This is a genomic window from Mycobacterium sp., from assembly GCF_051006775.1.
GTDB lineage: Bacteria > Actinomycetota > Actinomycetes > Mycobacteriales > Mycobacteriaceae > Mycobacterium.
Map to the genome: position 1 here is coordinate 1 of NZ_JBPCSX010000174.1, position 22,341 is coordinate 22,341.

A 22,341-nucleotide genomic window follows, 5' to 3' on the forward strand; every position below is an offset into this window, starting at 1 on the left:
CCACAGAGCCAGTTCGGTCACCGTGCTGCTGATCGGGTCGGCCAACAGATACTGGTGCAGGATCACCGGCCCGCTGATCACCGCGGCGAGCCGATCCGGCTCATCAAGGGTGAGCGACGGTGAGGCCACCGGGTTGGTCTGCTGGCAGGCGCGCAGCGCCGCGGCCGCTCCGGCCACTGCATCGAGGGCCAGCTGACCGCCACGCCAGGTCTCACCCCGCCAGTGCAGGATCTGCGCCTGAAGTTGCCATTGGCCGACCGGGTTGGTGATCACCACATGTTCGGCGACGGAGTAACCCCGCGGATCCGCGGGCGCCGCCGGGCTGCCGCACAGCTCCTCGAAACGGAACCGCGGCGCCGCCGACGTCACCGCCAGCCCGGCCAGCGGTTGCCATGAATAGCGGGCATCGAGGGGAATGGCCGCCGGATTGATCCAGGCCGCACCCGGAATGCGGCTGCAGGCCGGCGGGCAGACATAGGTGGGCTCGGCGGATGCCGGCGGTGCGACGATCAAAACCGAGGCCGCGACCAACACTGCGGCCACTGTGAGGGCTATCCGCATCACGCCGCCTCCTATAGGGGCACAATCGTAAGCATGGAATTGACGCATTTCGGTCATTCATGTCTGCTGGCCGACTTTGGTGTCGCGCGGGTGCTGTTCGATCCGGGCAACTTCTCGCACGGCTTTGAGGGCATCACCGATCTGACGGCCATCCTGATCACCCATCAGCACGCCGATCACGCGGACCCGCAACGGTTACCCGCGTTGGTCGAAGCCAACCCCGCGGCGACGCTCTATGCCGACCCGCAGACCGCGGCGATGCTCGGGGACGGCTGGACTGCGGTCAACGCGGGGGACGAATTCTCACTGGGCGGGCTGACCGTCCGCGGCGTCGGCGGGCGACATGCCGTGATCCACCCGGAGATTCCGGTGATCGACAACATCTCCTACCTCATCGGCGACGGCGAGCATCCCGCGAAGCTGATGCATCCCGGCGATGCACTGTTCGTCCCCGATGAGGACATCGAGGTGCTCGCCACCCCGGCGGCCGCACCCTGGATGAAGATCTCCGAAGCGGTCGATTATCTGCGGGCGGTGGCTCCGCGCCACGCGGTCCCGATACATCAGGGCATCATCGCCCCGGAGGCCAGGGGCATCTTCTACGGTCGGCTGTCGGTGATGTGCGACACCGACTTCCGGGTACTTACCGAGGAGAACCCCGTACGGTTCTGAAGATGAGCACAGCGGACCTGGAACGACTTTTCGGCCTACACGGCAAGACCGCACTGGTCACCGGGGGGACCCGGGGTATCGGCATGATGATCGCCCGCGGACTGCTGCAGGCCGGGGCATCGGTGGTGATCAGTTCACGCAAGTCCGACGCGGTCGCCGAGGCCGTCGCCGCGCTTGCCGAGTTCGGGCCGGTACGCGGTGTCGCGGCCGATCTGTCTCGCCAGGAGGAGTGCGTGCGTTTGGCCACCGATGTGCTGGCCCACGACGACGCGCTGCACATTCTGGTCAACAACGCCGGCGCAACCTGGGGTGAGCCGCTGGAGACCTTCCCCGCCGCGGCGTGGGACCGGGTACTCGACCTCAATCTCAAATCACCGTTCTGGATGGTTCAGGCGCTGCTGCCCGCACTGCGCCGCGCAGGCACCGACGACGATCCGGCGCGGATCATCAACATCGGCAGTATCGATGGTATCCATGTCACTCCGATGAGCACCTACTCGTATTCGACGAGTAAAGCGGCGGTGCACCAGCTGACCCGGGTGCTCGCCAAAGAGCTTGGGCCCCAGCACATCACCGTCAACGCCGTCGCGCCGGGACCTTTCCCGTCGAAGATGATGGCGGCCACCCTGGACGCCTTCGGCGAGGCCATCGCCGCGGCCGCGCCGATGCGCCGTATCGGCCGCGACGACGATATGGCCGGTATCGCGATCTTCCTGGCCAGCCGGGCCGGTTCCTACCTGAACGGGGCGGTGATCCCGGTCGACGGGGGTATCGCGACGACCGCGAGCGGCACAGCGCGGTAGAGAGTCAGCCGCGCGCGGCTGCCTCGCCGAATCGTTCCGGATCGGCGGTTGCCTTCTCGCCGAACCGTTCCGGATCGGCGGTTGCCAACAGCCACGCGTACTGGAAGGCCGCTTCCTTCCACCGTTCGTAACGCCCGCTGATGCCGCCGTGGCCGGCGGCCATCTGGGTGCGCAGCAGGACTGGGCGCCCGTCAGTCTTGTGGTGTCGCAGAGCGGCCACCCATTTGGCCGGCTCGACGTAGAAGACCCGGGTGTCCTGCAGCGATGTCATCGCCAGGATCGCCGGATACTCCTTTGCTTCGACATTCTCGTACGGCGAGTAGGACTTCATATAGAAGTAGACTTCCGCGTCCTCCAACGGATTACCCCACTCGTCCCATTCGGTCACCGTCAGCGGTAGCGAGGGATCGAGGATGGTCGTCAACGGGTCCACGAACGGCACCTGGGCAAGAATGCCGGCGAACAGATCCGGCGCCATGTTGGCCACCGCACCCATCAAGAGTCCGCCCGCGCTCCCACCGAGCGCCACCAGATTCTCCGGCCGGGTCAGTCCGGTATCGACCAGATGCCTTGCCGCGCAGACGAAGTCAGTGAAGGTGTTCTTCTTCTCCAAGAGCTTGCCACCCTCATACCAGAGCCTGCCCATCTCTCCACCGCCCCGGACGTGGGCAATGGCGAAGACCATCCCGCGGTCCAGCAGCGAGAGCCGGGCGATGGAGAAACGTGGATCCTCGCTCGACTCATAAGCGCCGTAGCCGTAGATCACCGTCGGGGCCGGTAAAGCCACGTCGGCGCGGTGGATCAGCGAGATCGGGATCCGGGTGCCGTCGGCGGCGTGCGCCCAGTCCCGGCGTTCGACGTAGTCTCCGGTGCGGTAGTCACCGAGGACCGGCTGCTCACGCAGCAGGATGCGCTCCCCCGTCGCGAAGTCGATGTCATATATCCGCAACGGGGTGACAAAGGAGGTGGCGCCGATTCGCAGCCGCGGCGAATCCCAGTTCGGGTTACCGGCCAGACCGCAGGCCATCAGTTCGGAGTCGAAGCTGATCGGCTCCCGCGTGCCGTACCCGACACCCGGCACCAGCGGCCAGACGTCGATCGAGGGAAGCGCCTCGCGCCGGTAGTGGACGACGAGCCGGTCGGCGAAAGCGTCCAGGCCCTCGAGTCGGACATCGTCACTTGCGGGGATCAGCGTCGTCTGCGCGGTGGGATCGTCGACCGGCGCCTCGACCAACGTGAAGTTGGCCGCGCCGTCGTTGTGCAGGATCAGGAAGCGGTCCTCGCCGTTGACGACCGCGTGCTCGACGGCGTACTCCACACCGTCGCGGCGGGGCAGGACGACGGTGAACTCCGCCTCCGGATCATTGGCGTCGGCCACCCGGACCTCAGAGGTGATCGCTGAGCCGGCAGCGATGAAGATGTAGGCATCTGAACGGCTGCGGCCCACCCCGACCCAGAACCGTTCGTCGGGTTCACAGAAGACCTGCTCGTCGGTTCCTGCGGCGCCCAGGCGGTGGCGCCACACGGTGTCAGGTCGCCAGGCGTCATCGACGGTGGTGTAGTAGATGGTTGCGCTATCCGCAGCCCAGGTGACACCTGCCGAGATACCACTGACGGTGTCCGGGTGGAGATCGCCGGTGCGTAAATCCTTGAACCGCAATGTGTACCGCTCGTCACCGACGACGTCGACCGAGTAGGCCAGCACGTTGCCGTCGGGACTGACACTGGCGGCGCCGACGGCGAAATAATCGTGGCCGTCGGCTTCGCTGTTCTCGTCGAGCAGGATCTGTTCACCCGGGATGTCGGTGTGCTCGTCGAGCACCGGCGGCGTCCAGTCATCCGGCCCGGATATCGGGCAGCGGCAGTGCACGCTGTACTGCTTGCCTTCGAAGCTGCGTCCGTAGTACCACCAGTCGTCGCGGCGCACCGGGACCGACAGGTCGGTCTCCTTGGTGCGTGCTTTGATCTCGTCGAAGATCTGCTGCCGCAGCGGCTCCTGGAATGCTGTCTCAAGTTCGACGTGCGCGTTCTCCGCCTCGAGGTGGGCGATGACCTCGGGTGCGGACTTGTCTCGCATCCACTCGTAGTGATCGACGAAGACGTCGTCGTGATGCTGACGGCGGGTTTCGACCCGCCGGGGAACCGGGGCCGTCACCCGTCGATCCAGTCGGCGAACTTCAATCCGGAAATCCGCTCGTAAGCCTCGATGTACCGCTCCCGGGTAGCCGTGACGATGTCATCGGGCAGTGGCGGCGGGGCCGCCGAACCGTGCCGATCCCAGCCCGACTCGGGTCCGGTGAGCCAGTTGCGGACGAACTGCTTGTCGAAGCTGGGCTGCACCACACCCTCGGTGTAGCTGTCGGCCGGCCAGTACCGGGAAGAGTCCGGTGTGAACACTTCGTCGGCGAGCACCAGCCGACCCTCGCGATCGACGCCGAACTCGAACTTGGTGTCCGCGATGATGACTCCCTTGGTCAGCGCGTGGTCGGCGGCCTGCCGGTAGGTCTGAAGCGTCAGATCGCGCAGTTGAGCGGCGCGACGGGCGCCGACCAGTTCGATCACGCGGTCGAAGGAGATGTTCTCATCGTGCTCGCCGAGTTCCGCTTTGGTCGCCGGGGTGAAGAGCGGTTGGTCGAACTTGCTCGCCTCGACCAGACCGGCGGGTAGGTCGATACCGCAGACCGATCCGGTGCGCTGATAATCCAGCAGTCCCGAGCCGGTGAGATATCCGCGGGCGACACACTCCACCGGCATCATGTCGAGTCGCCGGACAACCAGCGCGCGTCCCAGCACGTCGGCCGGTATACGCGGGTCGTCGGGAGGGCCGGCCAGGTGGTTGGGTGCACCACCGTGATCCGAGACCAGACCGAAGAAGAAGACGCTCATCGCGGTCAGGATTCGGCCCTTGTCCGGGATGGGGGTGTCGAGGATGTAGTCGAAGGCCGAGATCCGGTCGGTCGCGACGAACAACAGGTGCTCATCATCGATTTCATAGAGCTCCCGGACCTTGCCGCTGGCCAGGTGACGGTAATCGGTCAGGGCAGGACGCACCGCGACAGCCTATCGGCCCTCACGTGCCCGGCTGTGCTGGGATCACAGACATGAAATCGCGCTTCCTGCCCTATGCAACCACCCCGGCCCGGCTGGCCGGCCAGGTGATCAGCGACCTGCTGGTGGGTACCTGGATCGCGGTGTGGGTGGTCGTCGGTCTGGCCGTGCACAACGCGGTGGCCGCCATCGCCTCGGTGGGCACCCAGGTTTCCGACGGGGCCAATGGCCTGGCCGACAACCTCGACTCCGCCGGGGAGAGCGCCAACCGGATACCACTGGTGGGCGAGACGATGTCCAAACCCCTGCAGGCAGCCAGCGAGGCTGCCGTCGATCTGGCCGGCGCGGGACAGAATCTGCACAGCACTGCGACATGGTTGGCGGTGTTGCTGGCGATCGCGGTGGCCGCACCGCCCATCCTCGCCATCGGAATGCCGTGGCTGGCGCTGCGGATCAGATTCTTCCGTCGCAAATGGACGGTGATCGCGCTCGCGCAGACCCCGGCCGGTGAGCAACTGCTGGCGCTGCGGGCGTTGGCCAACCGGCCGCTGCGGCACCTCACCGACGTCAGCGCCGATCCGGTGGGGGCGTGGCGGGCGCAAGACCCGGCCGCGGTGCGGGGTCTGGCGGCACTGGAGTTACGGTCGGCCGGAGTGGCCCGGGTCAAGCAGCCCACCCCGTAGATTTCGGCGCGGTAACCAGCGCTCGGCGCACGAAATCGCGCCGAATAGAACCAAATCGGCGCCCACTGCGTCCACAAAGATGTGATCGAACGCTATTTGCGCCGCCATGACGGCGTCATCACGCTCGCACAGGCCCGCAGCGCCGGCCTCAGTGAACATGCGGTTCGCCGCAGAGTGCGGTCTGAGCAGTGGCGACATTGCGGGCCCGGGGTCTACTTCGTCGATGATCGGCCGTTCACGGCGGCAGCGCGGATTCGCGCAGCGGTGTGGAGTCGTGGCGACCGGGCCGCCGCGAGCGGCCTCACAGCCGCCTGGTGGCTGGGGCTGACCCCGGTCGAGCCCCGCGTCGTGGAGATCACCGTGCCACGCAACAGCCACGGCCGAGGCGCGCCCGGCACCTCCCTTCGTCGGCGCGACCTCGGTGATGACGACCTTGTGGAATCTCGGGGGCTGCGTGTCACCGCGATGGCGTTGACCGTCCTTGAAGCATCCGTCCACCCCGGCGGCGGAACAGACATCATGGACTCCGCACTGCGCAGGCGGGTCAGCCTCGATGAGTTACAACGCACCCACCTTCGCAACGCCCGGCGGTGCGGTGCGGCCGCTGCGCAGCGGATGCTCGACGCGGCTTCGGGCGGCGCCCGGTCAGAGGCCGAGCGGCTGGTGGTGCAACTACTTCGTGGTGCGCGGATCACCGGCTGGCGGGCGAACTACGCGGTGGGTCCCTACATCGTCGATATTGCTTTTCCGGAGCATCGCGTTGCCATCGAGATCGACGGCTGGGCCTTCCACAGCGATCACTACGCATTCCAGAACGACCGCGCGCGGCAGAACAAGCTCGCCCTCGGAGGCTGGCAGGTGCTGCGGTTCACCTGGCTGGACATCACCCGGCACCCGGAGCGCGTCCTGGGCCAGATCCGCGCCGCCATCTCGGCGCGCTAACCAGCGCTCGGCGCACGAAATCGCGCCCGAGACGCGGGACTAGAGGATGGCACCTGGGGTGTAGGTACCGGCGCCGGGATAGCGGCTCAGCACGTCGGCGACGGCAGCGACCACCCGGTCGATCTGATCGCCGGCCGCCCCGGTGAAGGACTGCCGGTCGGCAAGCGCGGTCTCCAGCGCGGCACGGTCCAGCGGCAGCCGCGGGTCGGCGGCCAGGCGGTCGAGCAGATCCGGCTCAGCTCCGCGTTCCCGCATGGCCAGGGCCACCGCCACCGCATGCTCCTTGATCACTTCGTGAGCCGACTCACGGCCCATCCCCGCACGCACCGCGGCGATGAGCACCTTGGTGGTGGCCAGGAACGGCAGGTAGCGGTCCAACTCCCGCTGGATCACCGCGGGATAGGCACCGAATTCCTCAAGCACGGTCAAGAACGTCTCGATCTGCCCGTCGATGGCGAAGAACGCATCCGGCAGGGCCACCCGGCGCACCACCGAGCAGAAGACGTCGCCCTCATTCCATTGCGCCCCAGCCAGTTCCGCGGCCATCGACCCATACCCGCGCAACACCACCTGTAGTCCGTTGACCCGCTCGCAGCTGCGGGTGTTCATCTTGTGCGGCATGGCCGACGAACCCACCTGGCCCTCGGCGAAGCCTTCGGTGACCAGCTCGTGGCCGGCCATCAACCGGATGGTGTGCGCCAGCGACGAGGGCCCGGCGCCAAGTTGCACCAGTGCTGAGATCACGTCATGGTCCAGCGAGCGCGGGTAGACCTGGCCGACGCTGTCGAGAACGGCGGTGAACCCGAGGTGCGCCGAAACCCGGCGCTCCAGCTCCGACAGCCGTGCGGTGTCACCGTCGAACAGGTCCAGCATGTCCTGTGCGGTGCCCATCGGGCCCTTGATCCCGCGCAACGGGTAGCGGTCGAGTAGTTCGCGGATACGGGCCAACGCGATCAGAGTCTCCTCGGCCGCCGAGGCGAACCGCTTGCCCAGGGTGGTGGCCTGGGCGGCGACATTGTGACTGCGGCCGGCCATCACCACATCCCGGTAGCCGACGGCCCGGTCGGCCAGCCGGGCGGCGACCGCAACGCCGTGGCTGTGCACGAGTTCCAGCGACCGGCGGATCTGCATCTGCTCGACGTTCTCGGTGAGATCGCGACTGGTCATTCCCTTGTGCACGTGCTCGTGGCCGGCCAGCGCGTTGAACTCCTCGATCCGGGCCTTCACATCGTGGCGCAGCACCAGCTCGCGCGCGGCGATGGAACCGAGGTCGACCTGCTCGAGGACCCGTTCGTAGTCGGCGATGGCCGCTTCGGGCACCTCGATGCCGAGCTCACGCTGGGCGCGCAATACCGCGAGCCAGAGTTGACGCTCGGCGATGATCTTGGCCCCCGGCGACCAGATGGCAACCATCGCGTCGCTGGCGTAGCGGCTGGCCAGGACATCGGGAATGGCGGGGCGATCGGTCACGAATACACAGCTTACGGTTTGGGGTGTGCACTTCGTAGGAGTCGACCTCGCCTGGGGCGAGCGGAAACCGACCGGCGTTGCCGTCGTCGACGCGGACGGCGCGCTGCTCCACGTGGGACCGGCGGTCACCGACGCCGATATCCTCGGCCGCCTCGGCCCGTACCTGGCCGGGGAGCATGTGGTGGCGTTCGACGCCCCCCTGGTGGTCACCAACCCGTCCGGCACCCGGCCGTGCGAAGTCGCTCTCAACCGGGATTTCCGTCGCTTCGACGCCGGGGCTCATCCGGCCAACACCGGGCTGCCCTGGTTTTCCGACGGCGGGCGCGGAGCGCGACTGTGCGCGGCGCTGAACCTCGACCTCGATCCGCGATCCACCGCGAGGCGCAGGGGGCTGGAGGTGTATCCGCACGCTGCCGCCGTCGTACTGTTCGACCTGACCCGCACGCTGAAGTACAAGAACAAGAGCGGGCGCGAATTTCCCCAGTTGCGCTCGGAGTTGTTGCGGCTCATGGGATTCATCGAGGATCTCCGCACGGCAAGCCCGTCCTTGGATGTCATGGGCCATCCGGGATGGACCGATCTGAGGGCATCGGTCGAAGGCGCCACCCGCAAGGCTGAGCTGCGCAGAGCCGAGGATCCGGTCGACGCGGTGCTGTGCGCCTATATTGCCCGTTACGCTGCCCTACGCCCGGCCGACGTCACGATCTACGGCGAGATGTCCAGCGGCTGCATCGTCACACCCACGTGTCCGGTGTCGCCGTCAGCGCGCTGATCTCCGAGAGGAATCGGCGGACTGTGGCCTGGCTCTCGTGCCGCTGCCAGCCGAACGTGGTGGGGCGCTGGGCGCGGTCATGCCAGAAATGGCCCGGCACCGAACGCGGCCGGGTGGCCACCAGCCAAACCACGGTGTCGGCGCCGTCGGCCAACCCCCGCAGCAGCGGCCGGGTGATGACCCGGAAGCGCGGCAGGTACTCGGCCACGCCGGGGGTGTCCACCCAGCCGGGATGCATGCTCTCCACCCGGACGTCGGTGCCGGAAAGCCGGCGGGCCCACGCGTCGGCGAGCACCACCTGCATCCGCTTGGTCCGCGCGTAGGCGCGCACACCGTTGTAGTTGTTCCGGCTTTCCAGATCGTCGATCACGAGTGGGGAGCTGTACATCCCGCCGGAGGATACGAACACCACCGAGGCGCCGCGGGCCGCGCGCAGCAGTGGGAGTAACCGTTCGGTCATCAGGTGCGGACCGAGAACGTGTGTCGCCAGCTGCAACTCGTGCCCTTCGCGCGTGACGATCCGCTGCTCGGGCATCAGACCGGCGTTATGCACCAGACCGTTCAGTGCCGGCACCCGGCTGGCGAGGTCTGCGGTCCAGGCCGCCACCGCATCGAGATCCGATACGTCGCACACCTCCCCCACCACCTCGGCGCCGGGGAACTCCGCGGAGATCTCGCCCACACAGCGGCGCACCTTCTCCGGGTCCCGGCCCAGCAGGTGCACGGTTGCCCCGAGTCCGGCGAATGCCCGGGCCATCTGCAGTCCGATTCCGGCGGTCGCGCCGCTGACCACAATCCGCTTTCCGGCCAGCGAGTCAGGTGCGGGGTCGGCCGGCCACCAGTTGCGCCGCAGTGCCGAACCGATTCGGGTGTAGCCGAGCACCGGGGCGCGGTCCATGGCGCCGTCGATCAGGTCGGCGATCGGACGGGTCAGGCCACCGAAGTCCATCCACCACTCCTCGAGTCGATCGGTGCGAGCGCATCGATGACATCGACGAGGGTAGCGCGGGCGGACCGCCGGGGTTCGCTGTCACCAGCGGCCAGCGCGGAGATCACCGCCCCGTCAACCGCACGGACCAGCGCGGTCACCATGTCCACCCGCGCGCTGCGGCCGGACCGGGCCACCGCCTCGGCGACCGCGGTAACCCGCTGCTGCTGCAGTCGCCGCTCGACACCGCGCAATGCCGGGTGCCGCGCGCAGGCGATGTATCGCTCGTAGCGGCAGATGAGTTGCTCACTGGTGGGCTCGCCGGCGAGCAGATCGAGAACGAGTTCGGCGGTGGCGTCGGCGCCACGGCGGCGGCGCGGCACCTCATGCAACCGATCCCGCAACGCCTCCGCCTCCACTGCCCCGATGTGCTCGGTCGCGGCCTCGACCAGACCTTCCAGCGACGAGAAGTAATAGGTGGTTGACGCCAGTGGCAGACCGGCACGCTGCGCGACGGCACGGTGGGTCACCGCCTCGAATCCGCCCTGACACAACAACTCGGCGGCAGCGGTGACAAGCGCATAGCGCCGCCGTTCGCCCTTGGGCGTCACCGCTGAAGTCACCTCCGACATGCTGCCAGCCGGGTCGCGTCCCGCAGTGCGCTTTGCCGGAAGTGGTGACCTTTGGGCAGGATGAACTGATGCCGAAGATCAACCGCCGCGACGCCCTGCGCCTCGGTGCTGGTGCCCTCGGGGCTGCTGCGCTGGGTGTGACGCAGCGGTCGTTGCCGGCCGCCGCCGAACCCGTCGGTGCGCCGACGATGATGACGGGATCGTTCGTCTCCGCCGCGCGCGGCGGTGTTGCGACCAACTGGGCGATCGCGCGGCCGCCGGGTCAGACCGCGGCACTGCGTCCGGTGATCGCATTGCACGGCAAGGGCAGCGACACCGCAGCGGTGATGGCCGGCGGTGTCGAACAGGGCCTCGCGCAGGCAGTCGCGGCGGGCCTGCCGCCGTTTGCCGTGGTAGCCGTCGACGGCGGCGGCGGATACTGGCATCGGCGCGCCTCCGGGGAGGATTCCGGTGCGATGGTGCTGGATGAACTCCTGCCGATTCTGAGCCAGAAGGGCCTCGACACGTCACGGGTCGGATTCCTCGGCTGGTCGATGGGTGGCTATGGGGCGCTGCTGCTGGGCGGGCGGCTGGGCCCGGCCCGCACGGCGGCGATCTGCGCGGTGAGCCCGGCACTGTGGTCCTCGCCGGGTGCCGCGGCACCCGGCGCCTTCGACGGCGCGGCCGACTACGCCGCCAACAGCGTGTGGGGGCTGCCCGCATTGGGCTCGATCCCGATCCGCATCGACTGCGGTGACGGCGATCCGTTCTACGCGGCGACCAAACAGTTCATCGCGCAGCTGCCGAATCCACCGGCGGGCGGGTTCTCCCCCGGCGGACACGACGCCGGTTTCTGGAGTGCGCAGTTACCCGCCGAGATCGCCTGGATGGCCCCGCTACTGACCGCCTGAGCGCACCGGCTCTACAGCCGGATCCGCCCTTCAGCGGCGGCCAGACCGATATCAGTGCGAAAGTGGCTGCCGGGCAACCGGATTGACTCCATGATCCGATATGCGTCGGCCCGGGCGGCCACCAGATCGGCCCCGGTTCCGACCACCGAGAGCACCCGGCCTCCAGCCGAGACGACGGCGCCGTCTGATCGGCGCGCGGTGCCGGCGTGCAGCACACCGGCACCATCAGCCCCGGTGATGACGTCGTCGATGCGTGGGCGGCCCGGATAATTCTCGGCCGCCAGCACCACGGTGACCGCGAAACCGTCATGCCAGCGCAGCGGCGCAGCATCTGCCAGCGTGCCGGTCGCGGTGGCGTACAGCAGCTCACCAAGCGGGGATTCCAGTAGGGCCAGGACCGCCTGTGTCTCGGGATCGCCGAAGCGGCAATTGAATTCGACCACCGACGGTCCCTCGGAGGTGATCGCCAGACCGGCATAGAGCAGGCCGGAGAATCCGCAGCCGCGCTTGACCATCTCAGCGGCGACCGGCTCGACGACATCGCTGACGATGGCGGCGGTCACCGCGGCGGGCAGCCACGGCAGCGGGGCGTATGCGCCCATCCCTCCGGTATTGGGACCGGCATCGTTATCGGCCACGCGTTTGAAATCCTGAGCCGGCAGCAGCGGCACGACGGTAGCCCCGTCGACCAGGCAGAACAATGAGACCTCGGGACCGTCGAGGAACGACTCCAGTAGCACCGGATGTCCGTCGTCGAGGAGTCCCGCGGCGTGCGCCCGGGCCAGGTCACGATCATCGGTCACCACCACGCCCTTGCCGGCGGCCAGGCCGTCGTCCTTGACGACCCAGGCCCGCTGCCCGGCGGGTGGGCCGAACCTGTCGAGGGCGGCATCGAGCCGCGAGGGACTGTCGACGGTCTCGCTGGTTGCGGTCCGCACCCCGGCGGCGGCCATCACGTCCTTGGCGAAGGCTTTGGAGCCCTCGATCCGGGCTGCGTCCCTCGACGGTCCGAAACAGGCGATCCCCGCCGCCCTCAGACCGTCGGCGACCCCGCGCACCAGCGGCACCTCCGGGCCGATCACCACGAGATCGGCGGCCAACCGCTGAGCCAGTTCGGTGACCTCCTGCGGCGAGGTCGCATCGACCTCATACTGCTCGGCCACCGCGGCGGTGCCGGCATTGCCCGGCGCGACGGCGAGGAAGTTCACCCCCGGGTCCTTGCGCAGGGCCTGCAGCAGGGCGTGTTCGCGGGCACCGGATCCGATTACGAGGACTCGCACAGCGACCCACCCTAATTCACCGGGCGCGCCCGCCATGTGTCGCGGTGACCGCTCATCAGCCTGGTGCTCCGCCGCGAGTGAATAGCATGATCGACATGGGCTATCCCGCACCGCCGCCGCAGTGGACGCCGCCATCGAACTGGATGCCGGCGCCACCACCGCCGCCGCGCAACACCGCGGACGTGACGGTCTCGGTGCTGTTCATCGTGTTGACCGTGTTGTTGGGTGGCGCATCCACCGTGCTGGGCCTGATGTCGCTGGCTTTCCTGGACTACTGCCCGCCTGCGACGTGCAGCGCGGACGGTGCGGTGACCTCGGTGCTGGCCGCACTCGCGATCGCCGGCGTAATCGGCATCGCCGGTGCAGTCACGGCGATCGTGCGATTGGGGGCTCGCAAGACGGCCTGGCCGTTCGCCGTCGGCACCTTTGGGGCCTGCGTGGTGGTGCTCGCCTTCGGCGTGGTGGCCTACACCGCGGCGGTCAGCTGAGGGCCGCTCACTCTTCGAGGGTCTTGCCGCTGTGCATCTTCAGCGCATCATCGACGTTGGCCTTCTTATCCTCGCCGTGGCCCTTCTCGGCGGCTTTCCGGCGTTTTGCCGCCACCTTGCTGACGGCGCCATCGAATTTTGAGCCCAGCGGGAATCCGAGGTAGTGGGTGAGGAAGATCGCCATCTCCTTGAGTTCGGCGACCGTCAACTCCTCGTTGTGCAGTGCAGCGTTGGACTGGATTTCGGCCAGGTCCGAATTTCCCAGTGCCGCAACCACAGTCAACGTCATGATGCGCTTGTCGCGCATCGCCAGCCCGGGCCGCGACCAGATGTTGCCGAACAGGTGCTCGACGGTCAGATCGAAGTACGGATCACCTTCGATGTCGGGCATGTCCCAGCCATAGACCTCATTCATCTTGGCCAGGCCCTTGGCGCGTAACTCGTCCATGTTCAGTCCTCCCGGTGGTGCGGCACGCCGAGACCGGCGGCAAGGTTGCCCAAGGCGATCTGCCCGAGTGGCAGATCCACATCAAGTGAATCACCGAGGCCCAGTGCGAGGCTTAGATCTTTCTCGCCAAGTCCGCGGGTGTGGATGAAGGTGTCATAAAGCCAGTGCCCGGGTTCCAGCTCGTGCATGTTGTCGCGGATCATGATCGCTCCCGGACCGCCGGTGAGGGCATCGGTGTGCCGCACCACCCGGCCCAATGCCTGCAGGTCCAGGCCCGCAGCCTCGGCGAGTTTCATCGCCTCACACGCGGCCGCGAACGAGGTGAAGGTCAACATGTTGCGCGCCAGCTTCATCCGTGTTCCGGCACCCGGCTCCCCCGCGTGGATCACCAGCGACGCCCAGTTCTTGAACACGGGCTTGGCCAGTTCGTAGATCTCCCGGGGCGCACCGACCATGGTGGCCAGCTCACCTTTCTGAGCGCCACCTCCACCCCCGCTCACGGGGGCGTCGATTACGTGAATCCCCCTCGGCGCCAGGCTGGCCGCCAGTTCAGCGGCGGTGGTGTCGGCGATGGTGGAGTGGATGGCGATGATGGTTCCCGGGGAAGCGTGTTCGGCGAGCTCGGTGACCACCTCCCGTACCTGGTCGTCATCGAGAACGGTGATACTGATGAGGTCGGCGGCCGCGACCTCGGCGACGTCGGCGGCCATGGTGGCGCCGGCATCGCCGAAGGGTGTCATAGCGTCGGCGCGCAGATCGAAGACGATCAGGCCGTCGGGCCAATTGACCAATCGCATCGCCTTGGGCGCACCCATACTCCCGAGGCCGATGTAGCCGAGCCTCATGAGCGGATGATCTGTCCGCCGTCGACATTGAAGATCTGCCCGGTGATCCACCTGGCCTCATCGGAGAGCAGGAACAGACACATACCCACCAGGTCATCCGGCTGGCCCATCCGGCTCAGCGGAATCGCCTTGACGATGTCGGCAACCATCTCCTGCGGGGTCGTGGTGCGGTTGGCCTCGGTGTCGATCGGCCCCGGCGCGATGGCGTTGATGCGGATGTTCTGCCCACCCAACTCACGGGATAGTTGTTGGGTCAGTCCATTGATGCCGACCTTGGCCAGACCGTAGTAGTTGGCGTAAAGCCATGCCGCGGTGGAGGACTGGTTGACGATGGCGCCACCGCCGCGTTTGGCCATCTTGCGGTATACCGCCCGGGTGCACAGCAGCGCTCCATCCATATTCACGCTCATGAACTTCTTGTAATAGTCCCAGTCCACGGTGACCAGAAAGTCCAGCTTCATACCGCCGAAGATGGCGGCGTTGTTGACCAGGTAGTCGATGCCGCCGAACTCGGCGAGGGTGCGATCGGCCATCGCCTTTGTCGAGTCGACATCCGAGACGTCGACCGGTACGGCCAATGCGGTGCCGCCTTCGGCCCGGATCCCGGCGGCAACCCGTTCCGCGCCCTCGACGTTGATATCAGCGACCACCACCGCCGCACCCTCTCGGGCCAGTGCTTCGGCATAGGCCTGACCGATGCCACCGCCGGCACCGGTGATGATGCCCACCTTCTCATCGAACCGTCCCATTACATGCCTCCTTCATTGGCCGTCTAGACAGCTGTGGCAATGGATTTCAACTCGAGGTACTCCTCGAAACCTGCGATACCCATCTCCCGGCCCACGCCGGACTGCTTGTACCCGCCGAACGGGACGTCGGCGGAGTACCACACTCCGCCGTTGACGTTGACGGTGCCGACCCGCAGCCGATCGGCCACGCCTTGGGCGCGCTCGGCATCGGCGCTGAACACCGTGCCGGACAGCCCGAAGGGCGAGTCATTGGCGATACGGATCGCGTCGTTGTCGCCATCGTGCGCGATCACCGTCAGCACCGGGCCGAAGATCTCTTCGCGGGCCACCCGCGCGGTGTTGTCCAGACCGGCAATCACGGTGGGTTCGATGAAGAACCCGCGATCGCGGTCGGCGGGACGCCCTCCACCGCAGGCGAAGCTGCCGCCTTCAGCGATGGCCAGGTCGAGGTACGACTGCACGCGATCACGCTGCCGCTCGGAAATCACTGGGCCGCAGATGGTTCCAGGACTATTGGGGTCGCCTGGTCTCATGTTCGACATGGTGGCTGCCGCAGCGGCCACGGCCTCGTCATAGCGGGCGCGCGGGACCACCAGCCTGGTGGTGATGGCGCAGCCCTGTCCGGCGTGCATCGAGGCGGTGAACCCCGCCATCGAGCAGGCCGCAGCCAGATCGGCGTCGTCGAGCACGATGAACGCCGACTTGCCGCCGAGTTCCAGGAACACCTTCTTGATCGTCGCGGCCCCGGCGGCCATCACGGCTCTCCCGGTCGCCGTCGACCCGGTGAAGGAGACCATGTCCACCCGCGGATCGCTGGAGAGCATCGCGCCGACCGCATGGTCATCGGAGGTGATGATGTTGAGCACGCCCGCGGGGATATCGGTCTCGGCAGCCAGCTCGCCGAGAATGGCGGCGCACCAGGGCGTGTCGGGTGCGGGCTTGAGGACGATGGTGTTGCCGGCAGCCAGGGCGGGGCCGATCTTCGCGAGGTTGATCTGATGCGGGAAGTTCCACGGTGTGATGGCCCCGACCACGCCGACGGCTTCCCGTACGACTGTGCGCCGGGTGGGGATACCCATCGGGGAGGCGACGCCGAGGTCGGTGCGCCACTGATAGTTCTCGGCGGTGTCGGCGCCGAAGCTCAGATCAGCCACCGGCCCCTCCAGTTGCGCGGCGGCGGTCAACATTCGTGGGGCGCCGACCTCGGTGATGGTGATCTCGCGCAGCTCCTCGATGTTCTTGTGCATCACGTCGCGCAGCTGACGGATACAGCGCACCCGCAACTCTGTGTTCGTCGACCAATCGGTCTCGTCGAACGCACGCCGCGCGGCGTCCAGCGCGCGGCTCATATCCTCGGCATTTCCGTTGGCAGCGGTGCCGAGAACCTCCTCGGTCGCGGGATTGACGTTCGGGTAGCGACCGGAACCGCCCGGCACGAGTGCGCCGTCGATATAGAGATCACTGTTTCGCTCGGACGCTATCGCCATCGGCTGCTCCTACCTGACATACATGGACACCTGTCCGAGATCTACGTGTGGAACCGTATCCGGCCGGTCGGCGGGCGCGCAAGAGCTGCGCCGATTGCAACCGCAATGAGGTGCAGATATGCGACACACTATTGCTTCTGTCCGGCACCGGTGACTACGGTGGACATGTGTCCAGCAATGCAGTGGCGACCGAAGCCCGCGATGCGGAGTCCCCGCGCAGGCCGCGGCAGGAGGAGACCTTCCGCAAACTGCTCGGCGCCGCACTGGAGACGCTGCGCGGATCCTCCTATGCCGACCTCACCGTGCGGACGGTGGCGGCCCGAGCCAACGTGGCCCCTGCCACCGCCTATACCTATTTTTCGTCCAAGAACCATCTTGTCGCCGAGGTCTACCTGGATCTCATCCAGCAGGTGCCGTTCTTCACCGACGTCAACGATCTCAGGCTCGGCCGGGTCCAGCAGGCGCTGCGCAGCCTCGCACTCGTAGTCGCCGACGAGCCCGAGGTTGCCGCGGCCTGCACCACCGCGCTGTTGAGCACGGACACAGCGGTCCGTGCGGTTCGCGAGCGGATCGGTGCGGAGATCCACAAACGCGTCAAGTCCGCGCTGGGTCCGGACGCGGAGGCCCGCACTGTCGCGGCCCTGGAGATGAGCTACTTCGGTGCGCTGGTGCAGGCCGGCAGTGGGGCCTTCACATATCGGCAGATCGCTGACCGGTTGGAGTACGTCGCGGGGCTTGTTCTGGGAGTCGACGATGCGGGCCGCCCGGCGGCCCGAGGAGGAGACGACCGGTGAGCGCCGTCGACCTCGTGCTCGATCCGTACAGCTACGAATTCCATGAGGATCCGTACCCGTACTACAAGCGACTCCGGGACGAGTCGCCGCTGTACCGCAATGATGAGATGAACTTCTGGGCGCTCACCCGGCATGCCGATGTTCATCAAGGCTTTCGCAACAGCACCGAGCTGTCCAACAAGCTCGGGGTGTCACTGGATCCGATATCCCGCACCCCCGACGCCTACCGCACCATGTCCTTCCTCGCCATGGACGACCCCGCACATCTGCGGCTGCGCACCCTGGTCTCCAAGGGCTTCACGCCGCGGCGCATCCGCGAACTGGAAGCCCGAGTTCTGGAACTGACCCGCGAGCATCTCGATGCCGCCCTGCGGAACGAAAGCTTCGACTACATAACCGAATTCGCCGGACTGTTACCGATGGACGTCATCTCCGAACTCGTCGGCGTCCCGCACGAGGACCGCCAACGGCTGCGCGCCCTCGCCGATCTGGTGATGCACCGGGATGACGGGGTCACCGACGTGCCAGAGGCAGCGCTCGTCGCGGCGATGGACCTGCTGGTGTACTACGCCGACATGGTCAAGCAGCGGCGCAAGCAGCCCACCGACGACCTCACCAGTGCTCTGCTGGAAGCGGAGATCGACGGTGACAGGCTCGGTGACGACGAGATCATGGCGTTTTTGTTCCTGATGGTCGTCGCCGGTAATGAGACGACGACCAAACTGCTCGGCAACGCGATCTACTGGGCCGGCGCCAATCCGGATCAGTTGGCCACCGTTCTGGCCGATCACTCCCGCGTCCCGCTGTGGGTGGAGGAAACGCTGCGCTACGACACCTCCAGCCAGATTCTCGCCCGCGTGGTGGTCGACGATATCGAGTTCTACGGCACCACCCTGTACAGCGGTGACACGCTGCTGCTGATGCCGGGCTCAGCACACCGTGACGAGCGGGTATTCGACGATCCCGACGAATTCCGCATCGGCCGCGATATCGGCTCGAAGCTGTTGAGCTTCGGCAGCGGTGCACACTTCTGTCTCGGTGCTCACCTGGCCCGCATGGAGGCCCGGGTCGCGCTGACCGAATTGCTCCTGAACGTCAAGGGTTTCGAGGTCGACAGCGCGAACGCCGTTCGGGTTCACTCCAGCAGTGTGCGAGGTTTCGCGCATCTGCCGATCACCGTGAGGAAGGTCTGATGGCTCGTTTCGACCCGCATCCGGCCCGCCGGCCCACCCTGATCGCCGGGGCATCGTCGGGCATCGGCGCCGCCACCGCGCTGGAACTCGCGGCCCGGGGTTTCCCGGTTGCACTGGGTGCCCGACGGGTGGAGAAGTGTCAGGAACTCGCCGACACGATCCGCGCCGGCGGCGGCGAAGCCGTGGCGCTACCACTGGACGTCACCGATGCCGACTCGGTGACGGCGTTCGTACACCGGGCAGGTGAGGAACTCGGCGATATCGAGGTGTTGGTTGCAGGCGCCGGCGAAACCCAATTCGGCCGACTCCACGAGTCGAGCACCGACGACTTCGAGTCCCAGATTCAGATCCACCTGATCGGCGCTAACCGGCTCGCGACCGCGGTGCTTCCGGCAATGGTCGAACGGCAAAGGGGTGACGTCATTTTCATCGGTTCCGATGTCTCCCTGCGTCCGCGCCCACACATGGGCGCCTACGGGGCGGCCAAGGCCGGACTGCTCGCCATGGTGACCAACCTGCAGATGGAACTGGAAGGCACCGGAGTGCGCGCCTCGGTCGTCCACCCGGGGCCGACCCAGACCGAGATGGGCTGGACACTGCCACCGGAGGCAATCGCCGCGGCCCTGGATGACTGGGCCACGTGGGGCCAGGCCCGGCACTCCTACTTCCTACGCGCAGCCGATCTGGCCCGCGCTATCGCGTTCGTCGCCGAGACGCCGCGCGGAGGGTTCGTGACATCGATAGAACTGCAACCCGAGGCGCCGCTGTCGAGTGCGCCCAGGGAACGCCAGCAACTCAAGTACCCGGGGGAATCGTGAACCCTGCCACAGAAGTACAACGCGTATCCGGTGGCGAGGGAGAACACGGGCACCTCGAGGAGTTCAGCACCGACCCGATCGGCTTGATGAAGCGGGTGCGCGACGAGTGCGGTGATACCGGCTACTTCCAGCTGGCCGGCAAGAAGGTGATCCTGCTGACCGGCGCCGAGGCCAACGAATTCTTCTTCCGCTCCGCTGACGAGGACCTCGACCAGGCCGAGGCCTACCCGTTCATGACGCCGATCTTCGGCCAGGGTGTGGTGTTCGACGCCAGCCCGGAGCGGCGCAAGGAGATGCTGCACAACTCCGCGTTGCGCGGTGACCACATGAGGAGCCACGCGGCCACCATCGAGCGGGAGGTACGCAGGGCGGTCGAGGACTGGGGTGACAGCGGCGAAATCGACCTGCTGGATTTCTTCGCCGAGCTGACCATTTACACCTCGACGGCCTGCCTGATCGGGCCGAAGTTCCGCGAACAGGTCGACTCCCGATTCGCGGATTTCTACCATCAGCTCGAGCGCGGCACCGACCCGCTCTGCTACGTCGACCCCTACCTGCCGATCGAGAGTTTCCGGATCCGCGACCAAGCTCGCGAGGGCCTCGTCACGCTGGTGGGCGAGATCATGAAGGGCCGGATTGCCAACCCCCCCACAGATAAGAGCGACCGGGACATGCTCGACGTACTGGTCTCGATCAAAGACGAAGAAGGTAACCTCCGGTTCTCCGCCGACGAGATCACCGGCATGTTCATCTCACTGATGTTCGCCGGCCACCACACCAGCTCCGGAACCTCGGCCTGGACGCTGATCGAGCTGATGCGCAACCCCGATGTCTACGCGGACGTCACCGCGGAACTCGACGACCTCTACGCCGACGGCCAGGAGGTGAGTTTCCATGCCCTGCGCCAGATTCCGCTGCTGGACAACGTCGTCAAGGAGACCCTGCGGCTGCACCCGCCACTGATCATCCTGATGCGGGTCGCACAGGGCGAGTTCGAAGTCGAGGGAACCGCGATCCACAAGGGCGATTTCGTCGCCGCGTCGCCGGCTATCTCGAACCGGATCGCCGAGGACTTCCCCGACCCGGAGGCCTTCGATCCGAGCCGCTATGACAAGCCACGGGAGGAGGACGTCGTCCACCGCTGGACCTGGATCCCGTTCGGAGCCGGCCGGCACCGGTGCGTCGGGGCGGCGTTCGGCACCATGCAGATCAAAGCGATCTTCTCGGTCCTGTTGCGGGAGTACGAGTTTGAGATGGCACAGCCGCCGGAGACCTATCACAACGACCACTCGAAGATGGTCGTTCAGTTGGCCAGGCCCGCACGGGTCCGTTACCGCAGACGTAGGGCGTAGGCAGTGGGTAGCTACCGCGTCGAGGTGGACCTCGACCTATGCCAGGGCCATGCCATGTGTGAACTCGAGGCGCCCGACTACTTCCGGGTACCCAAGCGGGGCACCGTCGAGATACTCGATACCGAACCCCCTGACTCAGCGCGTGCCGAGATCGAGCGCGCGGTCGAGATATGCCCCACCCGAGCCCTTGTCATCATCGAGAAACAGGAGACGTAATGGCAGCGCAGCCCCGCGAGCAACTCGAGGACTTCGTGGAACGTTGGCTGGCGGCCAACCGGGAGGCCGAACGTAAGGGGGATTGGCGCGGCCTTGCCGAGTTCTTCGCCGAAGACGCCACCTACGGCTGGAACATCGGTCCCAAGGAGGACGTGATGTGCGTCGGCAAGGACGAGATCCGGGATATCGCGATGGGACTGGAGATGGCCGGGCTGGAGGGCTGGAGTTACCCGTACCAGAAGGTGCTCATCGACGAGAAGATCGGCGAGGTGGTCGGATTCTGGAAGCAGGTCGCCACCGATGCCGACGGAAACCAGGCGACCATCTACGGCATCGGCGGCAGCTGGTTCCGACTCAATGCCGACGGTCTGATCGAGTGGCAACGCGACTTCTTCGACTTCGGCCACGTGCAGAAGCTGTATCTGGAGCTCATGACGGCCGGGAAGCTGTCCAAGGGCATGCAGGAACGCATCGAGCGCAGCCTGGCCGGCGAGAAGCTGCCCGGCTACTACCCGCTGGGCCAGACACCGGTCCCGGTCTTCTGAATCGACACCCGTCAAAACAATCTGGCCGACCCCTCCCCCCGAGGTGACACAGGCCATAGGATTGACACCACCAAACGAGAACACGTTCTAGATCCATCACCAGGCGGAGGATTGCAGTGAAGACAAAAGGCGCGCTCATCCGGGAGTTCAACCAGCCGTGGAAGATCGAGGAGATCGAGATCGGCGAACCCACCAGGGGTGAGGTCCAGGTTCAGATGGAAGCCTCCGGCATGTGCCACTCGGACCACCATCTGGTCACCGGCGGCATCCCGATGTTCGGCTTCCCGGTGCTGGGCGGCCATGAGGGCGCCGGCATCGTCACCAAGATCGGCGAGGGTGTCGACGGGGTCGCCGTCGGCGACCACGTCGTGATGTCCTTCATCCCGTCCTGCGGCAAATGTCCGTCGTGTCAGGCCGGTCTGCGCAACCTCTGCGACCTCGGCGCCGGACTGCTGGCGGGCACCGCCATCTCCGACGGCACCCACCGCATCCACACCACCGATGGCCTGCCGGTGTTCCCGATGACATTGCTCGGCACTTTCTCGCCCTACATGGTGGTGCACGAGTCCTCGGTGGTGAAGATCGATCCGTCCATCCCGTTCGAGGTTGCCTGCCTGGTCGGCTGCGGCGTCACCACCGGCTACGGATCAGCCACCCACACCGCACAGATCAAGCCCGGTGAGGATGTCGCAGTCGTGGGCGTCGGCGGGGTCGGCATGTCGGCA

The 22,341-nt window shown here is 66.7% G+C and carries 25 protein-coding genes; 14 read left to right on the plus strand and 11 right to left on the minus strand.

Features of this window, described 5'->3' with window-relative positions; genetic code table 11:
* On the minus strand, positions 1 to 561 hold a 561-nt coding region (locus tag ACR2JI_RS12565), incomplete at its 3' end, for an ATPase (RefSeq protein ID WP_526390405.1).
* Positions 562 to 594: 33 nt separating this feature from the next.
* Between ACR2JI_RS12565 and ACR2JI_RS12570 the strand changes: the two genes are divergently transcribed.
* Entirely contained in the window at positions 595 to 1,233 is a 639-nt protein-coding gene (locus ACR2JI_RS12570; protein ID WP_526390406.1) for an MBL fold metallo-hydrolase, read from the plus strand.
* Positions 1,234 to 1,235: 2 nt separating this feature from the next.
* A complete protein-coding gene (locus ACR2JI_RS12575; protein ID WP_526390407.1) occupies positions 1,236 to 2,036 on the plus strand; it encodes an SDR family oxidoreductase in 801 nt (266 codons plus the stop codon).
* A gap of 4 nt (positions 2,037 to 2,040) precedes the next feature.
* On the opposite strand, the gene ACR2JI_RS12580 is transcribed toward ACR2JI_RS12575, so the two are convergent.
* Complete coding sequence (locus tag ACR2JI_RS12580; protein ID WP_526390408.1) at positions 2,041 to 4,191, minus strand: S9 family peptidase; 2,151 nt, start codon at positions 4,189 to 4,191, stop codon at positions 2,041 to 2,043.
* Positions 4,188 to 5,087 carry a phosphoribosylaminoimidazolesuccinocarboxamide synthase gene (locus tag ACR2JI_RS12585; RefSeq protein ID WP_526390409.1) on the minus strand — a complete coding sequence of 300 codons (900 nt, stop codon included), beginning with the start codon at positions 5,085 to 5,087 and terminating at the stop codon, positions 4,188 to 4,190. Before ACR2JI_RS12585 ends, ACR2JI_RS12580 begins: the two co-directional genes overlap by 4 nt.
* 50 nt (positions 5,088 to 5,137) lie before the next feature.
* On the opposite strand from ACR2JI_RS12585, the gene ACR2JI_RS12590 reads away from it, so the two are divergent.
* Positions 5,138 to 5,767, plus strand: a complete 630-nt coding sequence (locus ACR2JI_RS12590; protein ID WP_526390410.1) for a hypothetical protein — start codon at positions 5,138 to 5,140, stop codon at positions 5,765 to 5,767.
* Between the two features lie 81 nt (positions 5,768 to 5,848).
* On the plus strand, positions 5,849 to 6,709 hold the full coding sequence (locus ACR2JI_RS12595) for a DUF559 domain-containing protein (protein ID WP_526390411.1): 861 nt from the start codon (positions 5,849 to 5,851) through the stop codon (positions 6,707 to 6,709).
* A gap of 39 nt (positions 6,710 to 6,748) precedes the next feature.
* On the opposite strand, the gene purB is transcribed toward ACR2JI_RS12595, so the two are convergent.
* A complete protein-coding gene (gene purB, locus ACR2JI_RS12600) occupies positions 6,749 to 8,179 on the minus strand; it encodes an adenylosuccinate lyase (protein WP_526390412.1) in 1,431 nt (476 codons plus the stop codon).
* Positions 8,180 to 8,204: 25 nt separating this feature from the next.
* Here purB and ACR2JI_RS12605 point away from each other — a divergent pair, with 25 nt between their 5' ends.
* Complete coding sequence (locus ACR2JI_RS12605; RefSeq protein WP_526390413.1) at positions 8,205 to 8,951, plus strand: DUF429 domain-containing protein; 747 nt, start codon at positions 8,205 to 8,207, stop codon at positions 8,949 to 8,951.
* Here the strand turns inward: ACR2JI_RS12605 and ACR2JI_RS12610 are convergent.
* Both ACR2JI_RS12610 and ACR2JI_RS12615 read right to left on the minus strand, forming a co-directional pair.
* Positions 8,914 to 9,900 (minus strand): SDR family NAD(P)-dependent oxidoreductase, encoded by a 987-nt coding sequence (locus ACR2JI_RS12610; RefSeq protein WP_526390414.1) that lies wholly within the window; start codon positions 9,898 to 9,900, stop codon positions 8,914 to 8,916. The two genes, ACR2JI_RS12605 and ACR2JI_RS12610, sit on opposite strands and share 38 nt — an antisense overlap.
* The gene (locus ACR2JI_RS12615) at positions 9,882 to 10,511 is read right to left on the minus strand and encodes a TetR/AcrR family transcriptional regulator (RefSeq protein ID WP_526390415.1); all 630 of its coding nucleotides are present in this window, start codon (positions 10,509 to 10,511) and stop codon (positions 9,882 to 9,884) included. The genes ACR2JI_RS12610 and ACR2JI_RS12615 overlap by 19 nt, the downstream gene beginning before the upstream one ends.
* Before the next feature lie 68 nt (positions 10,512 to 10,579).
* On the opposite strand from ACR2JI_RS12615, the gene ACR2JI_RS12620 reads away from it, so the two are divergent.
* Positions 10,580 to 11,401: an alpha/beta hydrolase gene (locus ACR2JI_RS12620; RefSeq protein WP_526390416.1), complete on the plus strand. Its 822-nt coding sequence runs from the start codon at positions 10,580 to 10,582 to the stop codon at positions 11,399 to 11,401.
* An 11-nt stretch (positions 11,402 to 11,412) separates the two neighbouring features.
* Here ACR2JI_RS12620 and purD read toward each other — a convergent pair whose 3' ends face one another.
* The gene (gene purD / locus ACR2JI_RS12625; RefSeq protein ID WP_526390417.1) at positions 11,413 to 12,681 is read right to left on the minus strand and encodes a phosphoribosylamine--glycine ligase; all 1,269 of its coding nucleotides are present in this window, start codon (positions 12,679 to 12,681) and stop codon (positions 11,413 to 11,415) included.
* 95 nt (positions 12,682 to 12,776) lie between these two features.
* Here purD and ACR2JI_RS12630 point away from each other — a divergent pair, with 95 nt between their 5' ends.
* The gene (locus ACR2JI_RS12630) at positions 12,777 to 13,169 is read left to right on the plus strand and encodes a hypothetical protein (protein ID WP_526390418.1); all 393 of its coding nucleotides are present in this window, start codon (positions 12,777 to 12,779) and stop codon (positions 13,167 to 13,169) included.
* Between the two features lie 7 nt (positions 13,170 to 13,176).
* On the opposite strand, the gene ACR2JI_RS12635 is transcribed toward ACR2JI_RS12630, so the two are convergent.
* The 4 genes from ACR2JI_RS12635 to ACR2JI_RS12650 are packed head-to-tail and all read right to left on the minus strand — an operon-like array spanning position 13,177 to position 16,698.
* On the minus strand, positions 13,177 to 13,617 hold the full coding sequence (locus ACR2JI_RS12635; protein ID WP_526390419.1) for a carboxymuconolactone decarboxylase family protein: 441 nt from the start codon (positions 13,615 to 13,617) through the stop codon (positions 13,177 to 13,179).
* A 2-nt stretch (positions 13,618 to 13,619) separates the two neighbouring features.
* The gene (locus tag ACR2JI_RS12640) at positions 13,620 to 14,462 is read right to left on the minus strand and encodes an NAD(P)-dependent oxidoreductase (protein WP_526390420.1); all 843 of its coding nucleotides are present in this window, start codon (positions 14,460 to 14,462) and stop codon (positions 13,620 to 13,622) included.
* Positions 14,459 to 15,211, minus strand: coding sequence for an SDR family oxidoreductase (locus ACR2JI_RS12645; protein ID WP_526390421.1), 753 nt, complete (start codon positions 15,209 to 15,211; stop codon positions 14,459 to 14,461). Before ACR2JI_RS12645 ends, ACR2JI_RS12640 begins: the two co-directional genes overlap by 4 nt.
* Positions 15,212 to 15,234: 23 nt before the next feature.
* On the minus strand, positions 15,235 to 16,698 hold the full coding sequence (locus tag ACR2JI_RS12650) for an aldehyde dehydrogenase (RefSeq protein WP_526390422.1): 1,464 nt from the start codon (positions 16,696 to 16,698) through the stop codon (positions 15,235 to 15,237).
* Positions 16,699 to 16,865: 167 nt separating this feature from the next.
* Between ACR2JI_RS12650 and ACR2JI_RS12655 the strand changes: the two genes are divergently transcribed.
* The 7 genes from ACR2JI_RS12655 to ACR2JI_RS12685 form a co-directional block, all read left to right on the plus strand.
* The gene (locus ACR2JI_RS12655) at positions 16,866 to 17,492 is read left to right on the plus strand and encodes a TetR/AcrR family transcriptional regulator (RefSeq protein ID WP_526390423.1); all 627 of its coding nucleotides are present in this window, start codon (positions 16,866 to 16,868) and stop codon (positions 17,490 to 17,492) included.
* The gene (locus tag ACR2JI_RS12660) at positions 17,489 to 18,685 is read left to right on the plus strand and encodes a cytochrome P450 (protein ID WP_526390424.1); all 1,197 of its coding nucleotides are present in this window, start codon (positions 17,489 to 17,491) and stop codon (positions 18,683 to 18,685) included. Before ACR2JI_RS12655 ends, ACR2JI_RS12660 begins: the two co-directional genes overlap by 4 nt.
* On the plus strand, positions 18,685 to 19,503 hold the full coding sequence (locus ACR2JI_RS12665; protein ID WP_526390425.1) for an SDR family oxidoreductase: 819 nt from the start codon (positions 18,685 to 18,687) through the stop codon (positions 19,501 to 19,503). Before ACR2JI_RS12660 ends, ACR2JI_RS12665 begins: the two co-directional genes overlap by 1 nt.
* Positions 19,500 to 20,855 carry a lanosterol 14-alpha demethylase gene (cyp51, locus tag ACR2JI_RS12670; protein ID WP_526390426.1) on the plus strand — a complete coding sequence of 452 codons (1,356 nt, stop codon included), beginning with the start codon at positions 19,500 to 19,502 and terminating at the stop codon, positions 20,853 to 20,855. Before ACR2JI_RS12665 ends, cyp51 begins: the two co-directional genes overlap by 4 nt.
* A 3-nt stretch (positions 20,856 to 20,858) precedes the next feature.
* Positions 20,859 to 21,071, plus strand: a complete 213-nt coding sequence (fdx, locus tag ACR2JI_RS12675) for a ferredoxin Fdx (protein WP_526390427.1) — start codon at positions 20,859 to 20,861, stop codon at positions 21,069 to 21,071.
* Entirely contained in the window at positions 21,071 to 21,616 is a 546-nt protein-coding gene (locus ACR2JI_RS12680) for a nuclear transport factor 2 family protein (protein ID WP_526390428.1), read from the plus strand. The genes fdx and ACR2JI_RS12680 overlap by 1 nt, the downstream gene beginning before the upstream one ends.
* A gap of 116 nt (positions 21,617 to 21,732) precedes the next feature.
* A partial coding sequence (locus ACR2JI_RS12685) for an alcohol dehydrogenase catalytic domain-containing protein (RefSeq protein ID WP_526390429.1) occupies positions 21,733 to 22,341 on the plus strand: 609 nt, incomplete at its 3' end.